Origin of the sequence: Azospirillum doebereinerae (genome assembly GCF_003989665.1) — a bacterium.
Lineage (GTDB): Bacteria > Pseudomonadota > Alphaproteobacteria > Azospirillales > Azospirillaceae > Azospirillum > Azospirillum doebereinerae.
Window position 1 is genome coordinate 529,371 of record NZ_RZIJ01000001.1, and the last position, 15,361, is coordinate 544,731.

Here is a 15,361-nt window from a genome sequence, read left to right on the forward strand (position 1 = left end):
TACTTCCCGCTGTCCGCTATTTTTCGCTGTCGACCAAGCCCTTGACGAACCAGCGTTGCATGAGGACGACCACGGCGATCGGCGGCAGCATCGCCAGCACGGTCGTCGCCATGATGAGGTTCCAATCGTTGGCGGCCTCGCCGGTGCCGATCATCTTGGTGATGCCGATGACGATGGTCTCCATGTCCGCGCTGTTGGTGATCAGCAGCGGCCAGAGATACTGGTTCCAGCCGTAGATGAAGAGGATGACGAACAGCGCCGCGATGTTGGTCTTCGACAGCGGCAGCACCACGTCCACGAAGAAGCGCAACGCCCCCGCCCCGTCGATCTTGGCGGCCTCCACCAGCTCGTCCGGGATGGTCAGGAAGAACTGGCGGAACAGCAGCGTCGCGGTGGCCGACGCGATCAGCGGGATGGTCAGCCCGGCGTAGCTGTCGATCAGGCCGAGATCGGCGACGACCTTGTAGGTCGGGATGATCCGCACCTCGACCGGCAGCATCAGCGTGATGAAAATCATCCAGAAGAAGGCCATGCGGAACGGGAAGCGGAAGAACGCCACCGCGTAGGCCGAGATGATCGAGATGGCGATCTTGCCGAGCGCGATGGTCAGCGCCATCACCAGGCTGTTCAGCAGCATCACCCGCACGGGCGTGTAGGAGGCGCGGGCGCCGTGGCTCTCGCTCCAGGCCTGGCCGTAGTTGACGAGCGCCTCGCCGCCGGGGGTCAGCGGCAGGTTGCCGCGCCCGATGGTGGCCGAATCCCAGGTCGATCCGATCAGCGTCACGTAGATCGGGAAGGCGAAGATCAGCACGCCCACGATCAGCACGATGTGGGGCACGAGGTCGATCAGGCGGCGGCCCCCGGATTGCGATAAAGTCGTCATGCGTAATGCACCTTGCGCTCGACGAAGCGGAACTGCACCGCGGTCAGCGCGATGACGATGACCATCAGGATCACCGATTGGGCCGAGGAGCCGCCCAGGTCGTTGTTGACCACGCCGTCCTGGTAGACGCGGAAGATCAGCGTCTCCGTCGCCTTGCCGGGACCGCCCTGGGTCAGGGCGTGGATCGTGCCGAAGGTCTCGAAGAAGGCGTAGACCATGTCGACCACCAGCAGGAAAAAGGTGGTCGGCGACAGCAGCGGGAAGGTGATCGACCAGAACCGCCGCGCCGGCCCGGCCCCATCGATGCTGGCCGCCTCCATGACCGAGCGCGGGATGGCCTGGAGCCCCGCCAGGAAGAAGATGAAGTTGTAGGAGACCTGCTTCCAGCTCGCAGCCAGGACAACCATGGTCAACGCCTGGTCGCCGTTCAGCCGGTAGTCCCAGTCGTAGCCCAGCCGGTTCAGCAGCCGGCCGAGCGACCCGATCTCGGGGTTGAAGATGAACATCCACAGCACCGCCGCCACGGCGGGCGCCAGCGCGTAGGGCCAGATCAGCAGCGTCTTGTAGGCACGCGCCCCCTTGATCTTGGAATCGGCCAGCACCGCCAGCAGCAGCGCCACGCCCAGCGACAGCGCTGTGACCGCGACGCTGAAGATCGCCGTGGTCTTGACGGTGCCGACGTAGTTCGGGTCGCTCAGCACAACCTGGAAATTCTCGAACCAGACGAACTCGCTGCGCAGGCCGAAGGCGTCCTGGATGTGGACCGACTGCCAGATCGCCTGCGCCGCCGGCCAGATGAAGAAGACCAGAGTCACCGCCACCTGCGGCGCGAGCAGCAGATAAGGGAGGAGCTTGTTGTCGAAGATCACGCGACGCTGCAAAATCCGGCCTCGTTTTTTGGGAACAGCCCTCTCCCGCCCGGGGGAGAGGGCGTTTTATCGTCAGTTCTTGTTCGCGCGCTCGAAGTTGCGCAGGACCACGTTGCCGCGCTGCACGGCGGTGTCGAGCGCCTGCTGGACCGGCTGCTGGCCCTGGAAGGCCTTCTCAAGTTCTTCCTGGATGATGTTGCGGATTTCCGGCAGGTTGCCCAGGCGCAGGCCCATCGTGTTCTCGGTGGTCGGCGTGCGGGTCAGCTGCGCGGCGGGCACGTCGGCGCCGGGGTTCTTCTCGTAGAAGCCCTCCGCCTTGGCGAGTTCGAAGCCCTTGAAGGTCACCGGGACGTAGCCGGTGTCCATGTGCCACTTGGCGTCCACCTCGGGCTTGGCGAGGTAGGTGAAGAACTCCGACACCGCCTTGTATTCGGCCGGCGTCCGCTTGGGCGAGGTCATGACCCAGAAGGCCGCGCCGCCGATGATGCCGTTCTTCGGCTCGCCCTTGATCTGGTCCGGCCAGTAGGGCAGAGGGGCGGCGCCCCAGGCGAAGGTCGCCTCCTTGGCTATGCGGCTGCGCAGGCCCGACGAGGCGTGGATGATCGCGCACTCGCCCGACGGGAACAGGCCGTCCGGCTTGTTGTCGCGGCCACCGTAGCGGAAGGTGCCCTCCTTCTGCATGTCGACCAGCGTCTGGACGTGCTTGACGTAGAGCGGCGCGTTGACCTTCAGCTCGGCGTTCAGCCCGCCGAAGCCGTTGGCCTGCGAGGCGAAGGGGGTGTCGTGGATGGCGCCCAGCTGCTCGAACTGCGCCCAGGTCGGCCAGGAGGTAGTGAAGGGGCAGGATGCCCCCGACGCCTTCAGCGCCTTGGCCGCCGCGATCAGCTCCGGCCAGGTCGCCGGCGGCTTGTTCGGGTCGAGCCCGGCCTTCTGGAAGGCGTCCTTGTTGTAGAACATGATGTTGGTGGAGCTGTTGAACGGCAGCGCCATCATCTTCCCGTCCTTGGACGAGTAGTAGCCGCTGACCGCCGGAATGTAGGCCTTGGGATCGACCGTGGCGCCCGTCTCCTGCATCAGCTGGTAGACCGGCTTGATCGCCGGGCCGGCGGCCATCATCGTCGCGGTGCCGACCTCGAACATCTGCACGATGTGCGGCGCGTTGCCGGCGCGGAAGGCGGCGATGGCGGCCTGCATCGCTTCCGGGTAGCTGCCCTTGAAGGAGGCGTTGACCTGGACCTTGTCCTGGCTGGCGTTGAAGCCCTTCACGACCTCTTCGAGCTGGCCGCCGAGCGGCTGGGGCAGGCCGTGCCAGAACTCGACGACGGTCTTCTGCTGCGCCTGGGCCATCGTCGGGGCCATCCCCGACAGGCCGGCGGCAAGGGCGAAGGCGGCCGTCGATAGGCCGAGCGTGCGGCGGGTCAACATGCGGTGATACTCCCTGTCCCGGTTTGGTTTCGCGGTTGTCTGGAATGAGGGCAACGGGTTGCCGTCCCGCGACGGTTTCATGAAGTTTCCATGGCAAGCGCACAAGGGCGTATGCCGGGGGATAGGCAGACCGGGGCAGCGCCGAACACCCCGCCGCCGGACGGCGCGGGGCAGGGCTGGGCATGACGACGGGAAAACCAACCGGCGTGCGGCCGATCCGGCATGGCGGAAACCTCCCCAATGCTTTTGTTCGGGACCTTGAGGTTCCCGTTAAGGTCACCCTGCGCGTGGGGGCGGCATTTTGTCAATCAGCCGTGTGGATTGTCACGACTCTGGACGATCCACGCCGCCCTCCCCCCTTACGCCAACGGCCGGCGTCCGGCGGTCAGGGTGTGGGCCAGCAGCGCCTTCAGCAGCGCCGGGTCGCAGGGCTTGTGGACCAGCCGGAAACCCGAGCGGTCGACGCTGCGCAGCCGGTCCGGGTCGGTGTCGCCGGTCACGATCACCCCCGGCACCCGCCGCCCGCAGCGGGCGCGGACGGCCTGGATGGCGTCGATGCCGCTTTCCGGCCCCGACAGGCGCAGGTCGGACAGCACGAGGTCCGGCGGCGCCATCCGGTCCAACCCGGCGACGGCCTCGTCGATGCCGCGCACCGGAACCACGTCGTAGCCCCAGCCGCGCAGCAGCAGCCCGATGCCCTCCAACTGCATGGCGTCGTCCTCGATCACCAGAACGGTGCCGCTGTCGGCCGAGGAGTCCCCGTCCGCCCCGGTGTCGGCCTCGTCGTCGTCCGAGTCGTCCTCGTCGCCGGACGTCTCGGCCAACGGCAGCTCCACCGCGAAGACCGACCCTCGCCCCGGCTTGGAGCGCAGCGTCACCGGATGGCCGAGCGTCTCGGCCAGCCGCCGAACGATGGCCAGCCCCAGCCCCAGCCCCTGGCGCCGGTCGCGCCCCGGATTGCCGAGCTGGTGGAAATCCTCGAAGATCGCCACGTGGTTGGCGGGGTCGATGCCGACGCCGGTGTCCCAGACCTCGACCAGCAGGCGCCCCCCCCGGCGCCGCGTCGCCAGCAGCACCCCGCCCTTTTCGGTGTAGCGCAGCGCGTTGGACAGGATCGGCCGCAGCAGCCGCTCCAGCAGCACCGGGTCGCTCATCACCTCGACATCCGCCGGGCGGACGTTGAGCCGCAGGCCCTTGGCCTCCGCCTCCGGACCGAACTCCTCCAGCATCTGGGCCAGGGTCTCGTCGATGGGGAAGGCGCGCGGCTGCGGGACGACCAGACCGGCCTCCAGCGCCGACACGTCCAGCAGGGCGCGCAGCAGCGTCTCGCCGCCGATGATCGACTGCTCCAGCTTGTTGCCCAGCTCGATGCTGGCCGGATCGGTCAGCCGTCCCATCAACAGATGGTGGAACAGATGCATGGCCTGGAAGGGCTGGCGCAGATCGTGGCTCGCCGCCGACAGGAACTTGCCCTTGGCGGTGCGCGCCCGCTCGGCGTCGGCGCGGGCCTGGGCGGTCTCCGCCTGCGCGACGGCCAGCTTGGCGGCGTCGGCGTCGCCGATCGCGGCCACGGCGGTGACGGTCCCGTCGGCGTCCCGCACCGGAGTCAGGGTCAGCGTGCCGGCCAGCATCCCAGTGGGCATAATTCCGGATAAGGTCACCGGCGCGCCGGTCGCGGCCACCCGGCGGCGCTGCGCCTCGACGGTCTGCGCGGCGGCGGCCGGGATGCCGGCCTCGGCCAGGCTCTTGCCCTCGACGTCGTCCGGCTGTTGGCCGAGCGCGGCGGCAAAGGCGCGGTTGACCACAAGCAACCGCCCCCCAGCATCAAGCAACGCGTGCGGCGCGCCGTTGGACGACAGCAGCGCATCCAACCAATCCTCGCGCTTCGTCGTATGACTTTCGTTGAGAGGCATGGGCGTACACTCGGTGATGATTTGGGAGCCACGCGGAAAAGACCGTCGCGTTACCTCTGCTTTATCTTGTGCCTCAATCGTTCGTGTCAAATGTGACCTGAGTCCATCCCATGGGATAGGCGCGCGCCGAAGCTGATAGGCCACAGGTCGGAGGGCGTAGGCCTCACCTCCCGCGCGGCGGGTCCGGAAATGGTCCCAAGGATTGGCGCGCGCCCCCCAAGCGGATTATAAGACGCCATGGTGTCCCGCCGCCCGTCCCCCCTCCGCCGCTCCAGGCGCTCGCCCGCCCAGGCGCCGAAACCGCCGCGCGCGCTGGAGGTTGCCGGGCTGCCCGTGCCGCTGGAGCTGCGGGAGAGCGCGCGCGCCACCCGGATGACGTTGCGGGTCGATCCCGGCCGGGGGTTGGTGCAGGTGGTCATCCCCGTCGGCGTGTCCGAAGCCGACGCCCGGCACTTCATCGGCCGCCACGACGGCTGGCTGCGGGCGCGCATGGCAGCCCTGCCGCCCTCCCTGCCGTTCCAGGACGGTGCCTCGGTCCCCTATCTCGGCGTCGAGCACCCGATCCGCCACACCCCCGAACTGCGCGGCGCCACCCGAATCGAGTCGGGCGCGATCCTCGTCGGCGGTCAGGCCGAGCACGTCCCCCGCCGGGTCCGCGATTTCCTGATCCAGGAAGCCAAGCGCGAGTTGGCGGCCCGCGCGCGGGACAAGGCCGCCCTTCTCGGCGCACGGGTCGCCGCCGTCACCGTCCGCGACACCCGGAGCCGTTGGGGAAGCTGCTCCTCGACCGGCCGACTGTCCTTCTCATGGCGGCTGATCCTGACGCCGGAGCCGGTGCTCGACTATGTGGTCGGTCACGAGGTGGCGCATCTGCGGGAGATGAACCACTCCGCCCGCTTCTGGGCGCTGTGCGCCAGCCTGACCGCCGGAGTCGAGGCCCCGCGCGCTTGGCTGAAGGCAAACGGCACCCGCCTGCTGCGCTACGGCTGAAGCCACGTCGCCGTTGCGGCGCGGGATGTTTCATCCGATACAGTGCGTCCCGCGCCTTGTCCGTCCCGCCCCCCCGGCGCGCTCCGCCCTACCCGCCCCCTGCCCGCCGGTTGTCATGCCCCGCTCCGACTCCCTGGTCATCCGCGTCCTGCTGACGGCGTTGGTCGCCTTCGGTCCGATGTCCACCGACCTCTATCTGCCGTCGCTGCCGACGCTGGTGCGGGTGTTCGGCACCGACATCGCCACCGTGCAGCTCACGCTCTCGGTGTTCCTGGTCGGCTTCGCGGTGTCGCAACTGGTCTACGGGCCGATGTCGGACCGGTTCGGGCGGCGGCCGACGCTGCTGGTCGGGGTCGCCATCTATCTGGCCGCCAGCGCCGCCTGCGCCCTGGCCTCGGACATCCACGGGCTGATCGTCGCCCGCTTCTTCCAGGCGCTGGGGGCGTGCTGCGGCCCGGTGGTGGCCCGCGCGGTAGTGCGCGACGTGTTCGGGCGCGACCGCGCGGCGACGGTGCTGGCCTACATGTCGATGGCGATGGCGCTGGCCCCGGCGGTCGGGCCGATCCTCGGCGGGGTGGTCACCGAGTGGTTCGGCTGGCGCGCCAACTTCGTCGTGCTGGTGATCTTCGCGCTCGTCATCCTGGCCTCGGTGTGGAGCCTGCTGGCCGAGACCAACACCCACCGGGACGAGGACGCGCTCCAGCCCGGCCGGCTCGCCGCCAACTACCTGATGCTGCTGCGCAGCCGGGTCTTCATCGGCTACGTGCTGGTGGTCGCCTTCTCCTACAGCGGCATCTTCGCCTTCATCTCCGGCTCGTCCTTCGTGCTGATCGGGCGGATGCACCTGTCCCCGGCACAGTACGGCCTCAGCTTCGGCGCGGTGGTGCTGGGCTACATCGTCGGGTCCTTCCTGGCGGGGCGGTTGACCCGCAAGGTCGGCGGCGCCCGGATGATCCGCACCGGCACCGCCGTGTCGCTGGCGGGGGGCTTGGCCGGCGGCGCGCTGGCGCTGGCCGGGGTGGAGCACATCGCCGCCATCGTCGGCCCGGTCTTCCTCTTCATCCTGGGCAGCGGGCTGACCCTGCCCAACGCCACCGCCAACGCGGTCGGCCCCTACCCGACCATGGCGGGGCTGGCCTCCTCTCTGCTGGGCTTCGCGCAGATGGCCATCGCCGCCGTCATCGGCATCGGGGTCGGGCATCTGGACGACGGCACCCAGCTTCCCATGATGGGCGCCATCGGCGTCGTCGCGCTGGGCGCGATGCTGGCGCACCGCCTGCTGGTCACCCCCGCGGGCGACGGGCGACCCGCCTGACCCGCAACGGCGCCGCCCGCTTCGCGGCCTTGGCCTCCTCGATGTCGGGGAACCAGCGCATCAGCAGGGTGAAGACGACCGTGACGACCAGGCACATCCCCAGCGCCATCCCGGCCAGCAGATAGTAACCGGCCCCGCAAGCGATCCCCAGCGCACCCGCCACCCAGATCACCGCCGCCGTGGTCGCCCCGCGCACGGTGTCGCCGGAGCGGAACATCACCCCGGCGCTGATGAAGCCGACCGCCTGGGCGACGCCCTGGATGACGCGCACCGGATCGCTGCGCCCCTCGTCCTGCGGATGGGCCATCCAGAACTCCAGCGCCACCAGAGTCGTCAGCGCCGAGCTGATCGCGATCAGCGTGTGCGTGCGCAACCCCGCCGCCTTGCCGCGCATCTCGCGATCCAACCCCAGAAGCGCCCCGCAGAAGGCGGCGGCCAGCAAGCGCAAACCAATCTCCTCGGCCGTCAAAACTTCAGACAACCCCATGAAAACACTCCATTTTTTGTGACTTCTCCAAGGCCCGCCAATTTTTTGCCCCGTTGCGCATTTTTCACTTTGATTCCGGGGGCGATGGCTCTATGTAACGCGAACTCGCAAGCGCACGTGCCGCTGGCCCGCCCCTCGATTTCCCGAGATGTGGTTATGCAACGACGTAACGCGTGATCCCCGACCGTCCCTTAAACAAGGCGGCGACTTGGAGGTTACGATGGTTCATGTTGTTGCGGGTGGGCGCGTGCTCACCCGTCTCCGAAATTTCACACCTCTGGTCTGTACGGGCATGACACGGTCCTGTCCGGGGCAATCCAGTATCGGCGGCCCGAGCGCCTGATCAGCGATAAACCGCTGCTGATCGGTCGAGCGCTGGGCCGCTCCGATTCCCCGACTCCGCCTTTTCCCGTCCATCATCTTGCGTCCCAGGAGACTGAGATGAACCAGAAGATTGCGCGCTTTTTCGATGAGCAGCGCCCGCAGACCCCGTGCCTCGTCCTCGATCTGGACGTCGTCGAGCAGAACTACAACGATCTGCACGACGCCCTTCCCGACGCCCGCATCTTCTATGCGGTGAAGGCGAATCCGGCCGCGGAAATCCTGGCTCTCCTGGCCCGCCTCGGCTCGGCCTTCGATTGCGCCTCCGTCCCGGAAATCCAGATGGCGCTGGCCGCCGGCGCCTCGCCCGACCGCATCTCCTTCGGCAACACCATCAAGAAGGAGAGCGACGTCCGCCGCGCCTTCGAGCTGGGCGTGCGCCTGTTCGCCTTCGATAGCGAGCCGGAACTGGAGAAGATCGAGCGCGCCGCCCCCGGCGCCCGCGTCTTCTGCCGCATCCTGACCTCGGGCGAGGGCGCCGAATGGCCGCTGTCGCGCAAGTTCGGCTGCGACCTGACGATGGCCCGCCAGCTTCTGCTGAAGGCCCGCGACATGGACGTCCAGCCCTACGGCGTGTCGTTCCACGTCGGCTCGCAGCAGAAGGACCTGATGCAGTGGGACCACGCCATCTTCCAGGTGGCGCAGCTGTTCCGCGAGCTTGAGGTGCTGGGCGTCGACCTCGGCATGATCAACCTGGGCGGCGGCTTCCCGACCCGCTACCGCACCGACGTGCCGGAATGCACCGCCTACGGTCAGGCGATCTTCGACTCGCTGCGCACCCATTTCGGCAACCACCTGCCCGAGACCATCGTCGAGCCCGGCCGCGGCATGGTCGGCAGCGCCGGCGTGATCGAGAGCGAGGTCGTGCTGGTGTCCCGCAAGTCGGCCGAGGATCCCAAGCGCTGGGTCTACCTCGACATCGGCAAGTTCGGCGGTCTGGCCGAGACGATGGACGAGGCGATCCAGTACCCGATCGAGGTGCTGGGCGACGATCTGGAAAGCGACCGCGAGGCCGTGATCCTGGCCGGTCCGACCTGCGATTCGGCCGACGTGCTCTACGAGCGCGCCGACTACAAGATGCCGGTGGATCTGAAGTGCGGCGACCGGGTCCGCATCCACGCCACGGGCGCCTACACGACGACCTACTCGGCCGTCTGCTTCAACGGCTTCGAGCCGCTCAAGCATTACTGCATCTGATCTGTGCGGGGCTTCGGCCCCGCTGGTTCAGCGTCCAACGATCCGCCGGCCGTTCCATCCCGGCCGGCGGATCGAAGGGACGCTTCAAGACTTCACAGCGTCCGGACATGAAAAAGGGCCGCTCTCCTTATCGGAGGCGGCCCTTTTTGCTGGCGAAAGCGTTCATTCGCGCCAGAACGGCTTGGACATTTCCTGGTCGGCGTCGAGACGGTTGAAGCCGATGTCCTGCAGCATGCGCTCGTCGAGACGGCCGAGTTCACGGCGGGTCACGATGCGCTGGCGCCACAGACCCAGCATGTTGGACGCGGTTTCCACGACATGGGCGAAGGAAGAAGAACCGCGGGCGGTGTCAGCCGTATGAGCGAAGGTGGCCATGGTGTGATTCCTATTGTCTTGTTGTCGGAGGGGTCCGCCGGAAGGGCGATCACGCCCTCTGTGTGTGGAAAGATAATTACGCTTTAATCAGGCATGTTGCCACCCCCTTCGGCAACATGCCCGCTTTGCAGGCAGCGAGTAACTGGCTAAGGAATGTCACCTTGCTGTGGCAGAACTGTCATTCCGGACCCTTATCGTCCGTACCACCCACAATAATCGACTTGCTGGACAGGGTAGCCCGTCTTGCGTCATGCTTTGTTTTGCTTACGGACCATATGGCTTCACCATGATCGACACCATCGGCTTCGACGGCGACGACACGCTCTGGCACAACGAGTCGCTGTTCTCCATGACGCAGGAGCGGTTCCGCGCCCTGCTCGCCCACGCCGCCGACCCGGCCGACCTCGACCGCCGGCTGCTGGAGGCGGAGCGCGCGAACCTGCGGGTCTACGGCTACGGCATCAAAGGCTTCGTCCTGTCGATGATCGAGACGGCCATCGCCGTCACCGACGGGCGCGTCCCCGCCCGCGACCTGCAAAGCCTGATCGAGTTCGGCAAGGCGATGCTGGATCACCCGGTGGAGCTTCTGCCCGGCGTCGCCGAGGTGGTGGAGGCGCTGTCCTCCCGCCACCGCCTGATCCTGGTCACCAAGGGCGACCTGTTCGACCAGGAGAGCAAGATCGCCCGCTCCGGGCTGGCTGAGCGCTTCGACGCGGTGGAGATCGTCAGCGAGAAGGATCCGGCGACCTACCGCCGCGTCCTCGCCCGTCACGGCGTCGATCCGGCGCGTTTCGTGATGGTCGGCAACTCGGTGCGCTCGGACATCCTGCCGGTGCTGTCCATCGGTGCCCACGCCGTCCATGTGCCCTACGCCATCACCTGGGCGCACGAGGAGGCCGAGCCGCCCGACGAGCATTATCGCCGCATCGACAGCGTCCTGGATTTGCCGCCTCTGCTGGCGGCGTGGTGAGGAGAGAGCGACCCATGACCACCCTGTCCACCCTGCCCGCCGACGCGGCACCCGAGACCGGCGCCCCGGCCCCCGACCGCCTGCTGTCCGGCGCGCCGGTCTTCACCACCTGGAACGCCTACGAGTCGGCCGACGGCAAGCGCTTCGCCGGCACATGGCGGTCCACGCCCGGCGCTTGGCGCATCGTCTACGACGAGTGGGAGTATTGCGAGATCCTGGAAGGCGAAAGCGTCGTCGCCCACGACGACGGCCGGTCCTGGACCCTGACGCCCGGCGATCGATTCGTGATCGAGCCGGGATTCCAGGGAAGCTGGACGGTGGTCGCCACCACGGTCAAGCGCTACGTGGTCGTGCTGTCCTGACGAAACCGTCCGCCGGCCCGATCAACCGATGGCGGAGACACTGCCGGGCGCGCTGGCGTGGTTGAGGACGGTGACCGCCTTGCGCCCGATCTCGACGGCGAGCACCGCGAGGATCAGCATCGAGGCGACCAGCATCAGCCGGGCGAGGTCGCGCATCCAGGCCCGCTTCTTCGCGTTGACCCGGTGCTGGTGGATCGCTTGGGCACGGGCGGCTTGGCGGCGGCCTTCCAGACGCCCTCCGATCCAACCGGTCGCTGCCATGATGCCCTCCGCGCCCGAACCGCTCCAATTCGATCAGTTTTTATATAAAATTTTATGCGAATGTGCAAGAGGAAGGCGTTGAGCGGCACGGCATGGCCCTCTCTTCCTCCCGAAGAGAGGGCCATGCCGTGCCGCATTATCAACGGACCTCAGCGCCGCTTCGGCTCCCGGCTCAACCCCTTCGCGGCCAGTTCGGCGAGGTACTCGTCCCACAGCCGGTCCTGCCCCTCGCCGATCTCGTGCAGGTACTTCCACGAGAAGATGCCGCTGTCGTGGAGATCGTCGAACAGGATGCGAACGGCGTAGTTGCCCACCGCCTCCACCCCGACGATGCCGACATGGCGGCGCCCGGCCACCGTCTGCTTCTGGCTGGCGTTGTGGCCCTGCACCTCGGCGGAGGGGCTGACCACCCGCAGGAACTCCGCCGGGTAGGAGAAGGAGCGGCCGTCGTCGAAATCGACCTCCAACCGCTTCTCCTCCCTCTTCAGGCGGATCTCCAGCGGCCAATGGACGGTGCCGAACGGGTCCGACGCGAACCGCTCCTCGGTCATCAGGCGGCTCCCTTGTCGAGGCTGCGGGCCTCGTCGATCAGCATGATCGGAATGCCGTCGCGGATCGGGTAGGCCAGGTTGGCGCGCTCGCTGACCAGTTCGCTGCGCTCGGCGTCGTAACGCAGCGGCCCCTTGGTCAGCGGGCAGACCAGGATTTCCAGAAGCTTGGGATCGACGCGGGCGCTGCCCTTGGAATCGCTGCCCTTTGAATCGCTGATGGTGTCGTCGGGCGTCGGCATGTCGGTGTCTCGCATCAGGGATGGGGTTGGAGAACGGCGGGCATCAATGACGGGGGATGGCGCCGTCCCCGCCATGGCCGTCGAGAATGGCCATCTCGACCAGCCCGATCAAGAGCTTCCCGCGCTCGGGCAGGTCGGGCGCCTCCAGCAACGCCTGCTTCTCGCTGGCGCTGAACGGACAGATCATCGCCAGCGAGTTGACCAGCCGTTCGTCCAGCGTCGTTTCGATGGCCTGCCAATCGACCGACAGGCCCTGGACGCGGAAATAGGTCTTCAGCCCGGCGAGCAGGCGGCCACGGTCGATCTCGCCGCAGGTTTCGGGCTCCAGATCGCCAGCGAAGCGGTCCCAGCGCGGGGCGACCCGCCGGTAGCCCTGCTGCCCCTCGATCTCGCGCTGGACGGCGAAGCGCGACACGCCGGTCAGCGTGATCAGGAAACGCCCGTCCTCGGTCTCGGAGAAATTTGTGATCCGCCCGGCGCAGCCAGTTTCGTAGACGGCGGGATCGCGCTTGCGGCACTCCGGGTCGATCGGCTGGACCATGCCGATCATGCGCTCTCCCCGCAGCGCGTCCTCGACCATCGCCAGATAGCGCGGCTCGAAGATGTTCAGGGGCAGCCGCGCGCGGGGCAGCAGCAGCACGCCGGCCAGCGGGAAGATCGGCAGGGTCCGCGGCAGGCGGTCGAAGGTCGGGTCGAAAGGGTTCCGGTTCATGAGCAATCAGATAGAACCCCTTCGCCCGACGAACAGACCGGCCTCAGCTGAACAGGATGGTCGACAGCTTGCGGCGGGTCTGCACCGTCAGCGGGTCGGTCGGGCCGAAGGCCTCGAAGAACTTGACCAGTTGCTTGCGGGCGCCGTCCTCGTTCCAGGTCCGGTCGCGGCGCACGATGTGCAGCAGCGCGTCCACCGCCTCCTCGCGCCGGCCGGCGGCGAACAGCGCCATGGCGAGGTCGAAGCGCGCCTGGTGGTCGTCGGGCGCGGCGTCGACCGCCTCCTGCAATTCGGCGATCGGGCCGGCGTCGGCGGCCTGCTCCAACAGGTCCAGCTCGGCGCGGACGTTGGCCAGTTCCTTGTCCTTGGCGATGCCTTCGGGGGCGCGGTCCAGCATGGTCCGGGCCTTCTCCAGATCCTGCGCCGCGATGAAGCAGCGCACGATACCGGCATAGGCGGCGGCGTTTTCCGGATCGGCCTGGAGGATCTGGCTGTACAGATCCATGGCGCCCTGGAGGTCGCCCTCCTCCACCATCTCCTTGGCCTGGAGCAGAGCCTCCTCCAGCGGGTCGTCGGCGCCGGCGCCGGCCGACTTGGCCAGCTTCACCAGCTTCTCGACGAAGGCCTTCAGCTCCGACTCGGGTTTGGCGCCCATGAAGCCGTCGACCGGGCGGCCCTGGAAGAAGGCGAAGACCGCCGGGATCGACTGCACGCGCAGCTGCGAGGCGATCATCGGATCCTTGTCGGTGTCGATCTTCACCAGCCGGACGGCGCCCTTGGCGGCGCGGACCACCTTCTCGATGACGGGGCCGAGCTGCTTGCAGGGGCCGCACCAGGGCGCCCAGAAATCGACGATGACCGGCACGCTCTGCGACGCCTCGATGACGTCGACCATGAAGGCGCGGTCGCTGCTGTCCTTGACGACGTCACCCGCACCGGCGGCGGGGGCGGCGGATTTGGGGGCGGACGAGGGCGGATTCGAGGGCGGAATTGAGAACATGATGGCGATCGGTCCCGTTCGTGACGTCAAGTCGGTCTTGCCGTCATAGATGAGCGTGCACGCCGCCTCAAGCAAGCACTGTCGTGGCCTATTCGGCCTCCCCGAACGCGACGACGGCCGGCTCGTGACCGCAGGCGCGGATGAAGCGCAGCAGATCGTCCGGCCGGATCGCCGTGGTGCGGTCGTTCAACAGCGGGTGGTAGTTCAGCGGGTCGTGGCTCATCATCGCCGCCTGCAGCACCACCCTCACCCGCTGCCCGGTGTCGTTGACCAGCGCGAAGGGCGACACCGATCCGGGCCGGATCCCCAGATGGCGCCACAGCCGGTCGGGGGAGGCGAAGGACAGCCGGGCCGACCCGATGGCCTTGTCCAGGCGGTTCAAATCGACCCGCGCGTCCTCCAACGCCACCACCAGCCAATGCTGGTCCTTCTTGTCCTTCAGGAACAGGTTCTTGCAATGGCCGCCGGGCAGCGCGCCGCGCAGGGCCTTGCTCTCCTCCACCGTATGCAGCGGCGGGTGGGAATGGGTGACCGTCGCGATGCCGAGCGCGTCGAGCCGCGCCAGCAACTGCTCCGGGGTGGTCGGCAACGGGGCCTCGGCTTCCGGGGGCGCTGCCGTGTCGTGGGTCGGGGCGGTGTCCATGACGCCGTTTCTACCGGGCGGGCGGAAATTCGTCCAGACGCCGCAAAAACGCAAACAGGACGCTTGCATTGCGTTCGGCGATGAGTATAGTCCGCCGCACGCCGCCGGTTGGACCGGTCGCCGACGCGACAGCGGACGGCACGGATCGAACGGCGGATACGGAGCGCGGGCGTAGCTCAGGGGTAGAGCACAACCTTGCCAAGGTTGGGGTCGAGGGTTCGAATCCCTTCGCCCGCTCCAAATTTATCCGGCGCTTCCGCAGCGCGCTGGACCGCGAACCAAAAGGCCGGACCTTCACGGGTGCCGGCCTTTCGCTTGTCCGGGCCGCGCGGCCCTGCCTTCCGAACGACGCCCATCCCCCGCCGCCGTTCGGCAATGCCGCCCCACCCTCATGCAATCGTATGGATGTCGCCCCGGAATGGAAGGCGGCCGACGGCCCGCGAATCGCCGCCCACGGCAACCAACGCACAGGGCAATCGCAGGACAAATTCCCGAAACCGCCCCGCCGCCGCCCCGCGCGGCGTGAGAAACCGCGCTGGATTTTCTTCTTTTCCACCCTCCGGCTTTCCCAAGCCGAATTTACCGTTTGGCAATCCTCTTGCGGGTGCACGCCGGAATTGATAAACTTCAAAATCGAAACATTTCGCTCGAAGCGCTCTCAGGGTTGTGCGTATCGCCAAAAATTCGGCTTCATGGATGGGAACACCAAACGTTCTCCTCTCGAATGATGGAATGAATGGGAATAACGGACGGACGCACGCCCGTCCATTCACCGTGGCAGCGCCCGC

General features: G+C 67.5%; 18 protein-coding genes and 1 tRNA gene. 7 read left to right on the plus strand and 12 right to left on the minus strand.

Annotation, left to right across the window (positions count from 1 at the left end; translation table 11 throughout):
• Positions 1-16: 16 nt before the first annotated feature.
• From ugpE to EJ913_RS02405, 4 genes are all read right to left on the minus strand, one after another.
• Positions 17-883, minus strand: coding sequence for a sn-glycerol-3-phosphate ABC transporter permease UgpE (gene ugpE / locus EJ913_RS02390; protein ID WP_126994398.1), 867 nt, complete (start codon positions 881-883; stop codon positions 17-19).
• Positions 880-1,764 (minus strand): sn-glycerol-3-phosphate ABC transporter permease UgpA, encoded by an 885-nt coding sequence (gene ugpA, locus EJ913_RS02395; protein WP_126994400.1) that lies wholly within the window; start codon positions 1,762-1,764, stop codon positions 880-882. The genes ugpE and ugpA overlap by 4 nt, the downstream gene beginning before the upstream one ends.
• Positions 1,765-1,824: 60 nt before the next feature.
• Positions 1,825-3,177: a sn-glycerol-3-phosphate ABC transporter substrate-binding protein UgpB gene (gene ugpB / locus EJ913_RS02400; protein WP_126994402.1), complete on the minus strand. Its 1,353-nt coding sequence runs from the start codon at positions 3,175-3,177 to the stop codon at positions 1,825-1,827.
• A 359-nt stretch (positions 3,178-3,536) separates the two neighbouring features.
• A complete protein-coding gene (locus EJ913_RS02405; protein ID WP_126994404.1) occupies positions 3,537-5,090 on the minus strand; it encodes a hybrid sensor histidine kinase/response regulator in 1,554 nt (517 codons plus the stop codon).
• Between the two features lie 237 nt (positions 5,091-5,327).
• Here EJ913_RS02405 and EJ913_RS02410 point away from each other — a divergent pair, with 237 nt between their 5' ends.
• Positions 5,328-6,080 (plus strand): M48 family metallopeptidase, encoded by a 753-nt coding sequence (locus EJ913_RS02410; protein ID WP_126994406.1) that lies wholly within the window; start codon positions 5,328-5,330, stop codon positions 6,078-6,080.
• Positions 6,081-6,195: 115 nt separating this feature from the next.
• On the plus strand, positions 6,196-7,395 hold the full coding sequence (locus tag EJ913_RS02415) for a multidrug effflux MFS transporter (protein WP_126994408.1): 1,200 nt from the start codon (positions 6,196-6,198) through the stop codon (positions 7,393-7,395).
• Here EJ913_RS02415 and EJ913_RS02420 read toward each other — a convergent pair.
• Complete coding sequence (locus EJ913_RS02420; protein WP_126994410.1) at positions 7,364-7,882, minus strand: MgtC/SapB family protein; 519 nt, start codon at positions 7,880-7,882, stop codon at positions 7,364-7,366. The two genes, EJ913_RS02415 and EJ913_RS02420, sit on opposite strands and share 32 nt — an antisense overlap.
• Positions 7,883-8,323: 441 nt before the next feature.
• Between EJ913_RS02420 and EJ913_RS02425 the strand changes: the two genes are divergently transcribed.
• Positions 8,324-9,460 carry a type III PLP-dependent enzyme gene (locus EJ913_RS02425; RefSeq protein ID WP_126994412.1) on the plus strand — a complete coding sequence of 379 codons (1,137 nt, stop codon included), beginning with the start codon at positions 8,324-8,326 and terminating at the stop codon, positions 9,458-9,460.
• A 162-nt stretch (positions 9,461-9,622) separates the two neighbouring features.
• On the opposite strand, the gene EJ913_RS02430 is transcribed toward EJ913_RS02425, so the two are convergent.
• Positions 9,623-9,835, minus strand: a complete 213-nt coding sequence (locus EJ913_RS02430; RefSeq protein WP_126994413.1) for a DUF1127 domain-containing protein — start codon at positions 9,833-9,835, stop codon at positions 9,623-9,625.
• Between the two features lie 286 nt (positions 9,836-10,121).
• On the opposite strand from EJ913_RS02430, the gene EJ913_RS02435 reads away from it, so the two are divergent.
• Together EJ913_RS02435 and EJ913_RS02440 are read left to right on the plus strand one after the other, a co-directional pair.
• Positions 10,122-10,805 carry an HAD family hydrolase gene (locus EJ913_RS02435; RefSeq protein WP_126994415.1) on the plus strand — a complete coding sequence of 228 codons (684 nt, stop codon included), beginning with the start codon at positions 10,122-10,124 and terminating at the stop codon, positions 10,803-10,805.
• 14 nt (positions 10,806-10,819) lie between these two features.
• A complete protein-coding gene (locus EJ913_RS02440) occupies positions 10,820-11,167 on the plus strand; it encodes a cupin domain-containing protein (protein ID WP_126994417.1) in 348 nt (115 codons plus the stop codon).
• A gap of 21 nt (positions 11,168-11,188) precedes the next feature.
• Here EJ913_RS02440 and EJ913_RS02445 read toward each other — a convergent pair whose 3' ends face one another.
• The 6 genes from EJ913_RS02445 to EJ913_RS02470 form a co-directional block, all read right to left on the minus strand.
• Entirely contained in the window at positions 11,189-11,428 is a 240-nt protein-coding gene (locus EJ913_RS02445; protein ID WP_126994419.1) for a hypothetical protein, read from the minus strand.
• A gap of 149 nt (positions 11,429-11,577) precedes the next feature.
• Positions 11,578-11,979, minus strand: a complete 402-nt coding sequence (locus EJ913_RS02450; RefSeq protein WP_126994421.1) for a gamma-butyrobetaine hydroxylase family protein — start codon at positions 11,977-11,979, stop codon at positions 11,578-11,580.
• Positions 11,979-12,218 carry a Trm112 family protein gene (locus EJ913_RS02455; RefSeq protein WP_126994423.1) on the minus strand — a complete coding sequence of 80 codons (240 nt, stop codon included), beginning with the start codon at positions 12,216-12,218 and terminating at the stop codon, positions 11,979-11,981. The genes EJ913_RS02450 and EJ913_RS02455 overlap by 1 nt, the downstream gene beginning before the upstream one ends.
• A 43-nt stretch (positions 12,219-12,261) precedes the next feature.
• Positions 12,262-12,930 carry an LON peptidase substrate-binding domain-containing protein gene (locus tag EJ913_RS02460; RefSeq protein ID WP_126994425.1) on the minus strand — a complete coding sequence of 223 codons (669 nt, stop codon included), beginning with the start codon at positions 12,928-12,930 and terminating at the stop codon, positions 12,262-12,264.
• Positions 12,931-12,973: 43 nt separating this feature from the next.
• Positions 12,974-13,930 carry a thioredoxin family protein gene (locus EJ913_RS02465; RefSeq protein WP_126994427.1) on the minus strand — a complete coding sequence of 319 codons (957 nt, stop codon included), beginning with the start codon at positions 13,928-13,930 and terminating at the stop codon, positions 12,974-12,976.
• Between the two features lie 88 nt (positions 13,931-14,018).
• Positions 14,019-14,573: a prolyl-tRNA synthetase associated domain-containing protein gene (locus tag EJ913_RS02470; protein ID WP_185909655.1), complete on the minus strand. Its 555-nt coding sequence runs from the start codon at positions 14,571-14,573 to the stop codon at positions 14,019-14,021.
• Positions 14,574-14,738: 165 nt separating this feature from the next.
• Between EJ913_RS02470 and EJ913_RS02475 the strand changes: the two genes are divergently transcribed.
• Positions 14,739-14,813, plus strand: a tRNA-Gly gene (locus EJ913_RS02475).
• A 161-nt stretch (positions 14,814-14,974) separates the two neighbouring features.
• Positions 14,975-15,301 carry a hypothetical protein gene (locus EJ913_RS02480; RefSeq protein ID WP_126994431.1) on the plus strand — a complete coding sequence of 109 codons (327 nt, stop codon included), beginning with the start codon at positions 14,975-14,977 and terminating at the stop codon, positions 15,299-15,301.
• Positions 15,302-15,361: the final 60 nt, after the last annotated feature.

Excerpts from the sequence above, each read along its gene's own strand:
- EJ913_RS02465 (WP_126994427.1), bottom strand. The coding sequence starts at position 13,930 with ATGTTCTCAATTCCGCCCTCGAATCCGCCCTCGTCCGCCCCCAAATCC.
- EJ913_RS02425 (WP_126994412.1), top strand. The coding sequence starts at position 8,324 with ATGAACCAGAAGATTGCGCGCTTTTTCGATGAGCAGCGCCCGCAGACC.
- EJ913_RS02435 (WP_126994415.1), top strand. The coding sequence starts at position 10,122 with ATGATCGACACCATCGGCTTCGACGGCGACGACACGCTCTGGCACAAC.
- ugpB (WP_126994402.1), bottom strand. The coding sequence starts at position 3,177 with ATGTTGACCCGCCGCACGCTCGGCCTATCGACGGCCGCCTTCGCCCTT.
- EJ913_RS02455 (WP_126994423.1), bottom strand. The coding sequence starts at position 12,218 with ATGCCGACGCCCGACGACACCATCAGCGATTCAAAGGGCAGCGATTCC.
- EJ913_RS02460 (WP_126994425.1), bottom strand. The coding sequence starts at position 12,930 with ATGAACCGGAACCCTTTCGACCCGACCTTCGACCGCCTGCCGCGGACC.
- EJ913_RS02410 (WP_126994406.1), top strand. The coding sequence starts at position 5,328 with ATGGTGTCCCGCCGCCCGTCCCCCCTCCGCCGCTCCAGGCGCTCGCCC.
- ugpE (WP_126994398.1), bottom strand. The coding sequence starts at position 883 with ATGACGACTTTATCGCAATCCGGGGGCCGCCGCCTGATCGACCTCGTG.
- EJ913_RS02470 (WP_185909655.1), bottom strand. The coding sequence starts at position 14,573 with ATGGACACCGCCCCGACCCACGACACGGCAGCGCCCCCGGAAGCCGAG.
- EJ913_RS02480 (WP_126994431.1), top strand. The coding sequence starts at position 14,975 with ATGGATGTCGCCCCGGAATGGAAGGCGGCCGACGGCCCGCGAATCGCC.
- EJ913_RS02420 (WP_126994410.1), bottom strand. The coding sequence starts at position 7,882 with ATGGGGTTGTCTGAAGTTTTGACGGCCGAGGAGATTGGTTTGCGCTTG.
- EJ913_RS02405 (WP_126994404.1), bottom strand. The coding sequence starts at position 5,090 with ATGCCTCTCAACGAAAGTCATACGACGAAGCGCGAGGATTGGTTGGAT.
- EJ913_RS02415 (WP_126994408.1), top strand. The coding sequence starts at position 6,196 with ATGCCCCGCTCCGACTCCCTGGTCATCCGCGTCCTGCTGACGGCGTTG.
- EJ913_RS02430 (WP_126994413.1), bottom strand. The coding sequence starts at position 9,835 with ATGGCCACCTTCGCTCATACGGCTGACACCGCCCGCGGTTCTTCTTCC.
- EJ913_RS02450 (WP_126994421.1), bottom strand. The coding sequence starts at position 11,979 with ATGACCGAGGAGCGGTTCGCGTCGGACCCGTTCGGCACCGTCCATTGG.
- EJ913_RS02440 (WP_126994417.1), top strand. The coding sequence starts at position 10,820 with ATGACCACCCTGTCCACCCTGCCCGCCGACGCGGCACCCGAGACCGGC.
- EJ913_RS02445 (WP_126994419.1), bottom strand. The coding sequence starts at position 11,428 with ATGGCAGCGACCGGTTGGATCGGAGGGCGTCTGGAAGGCCGCCGCCAA.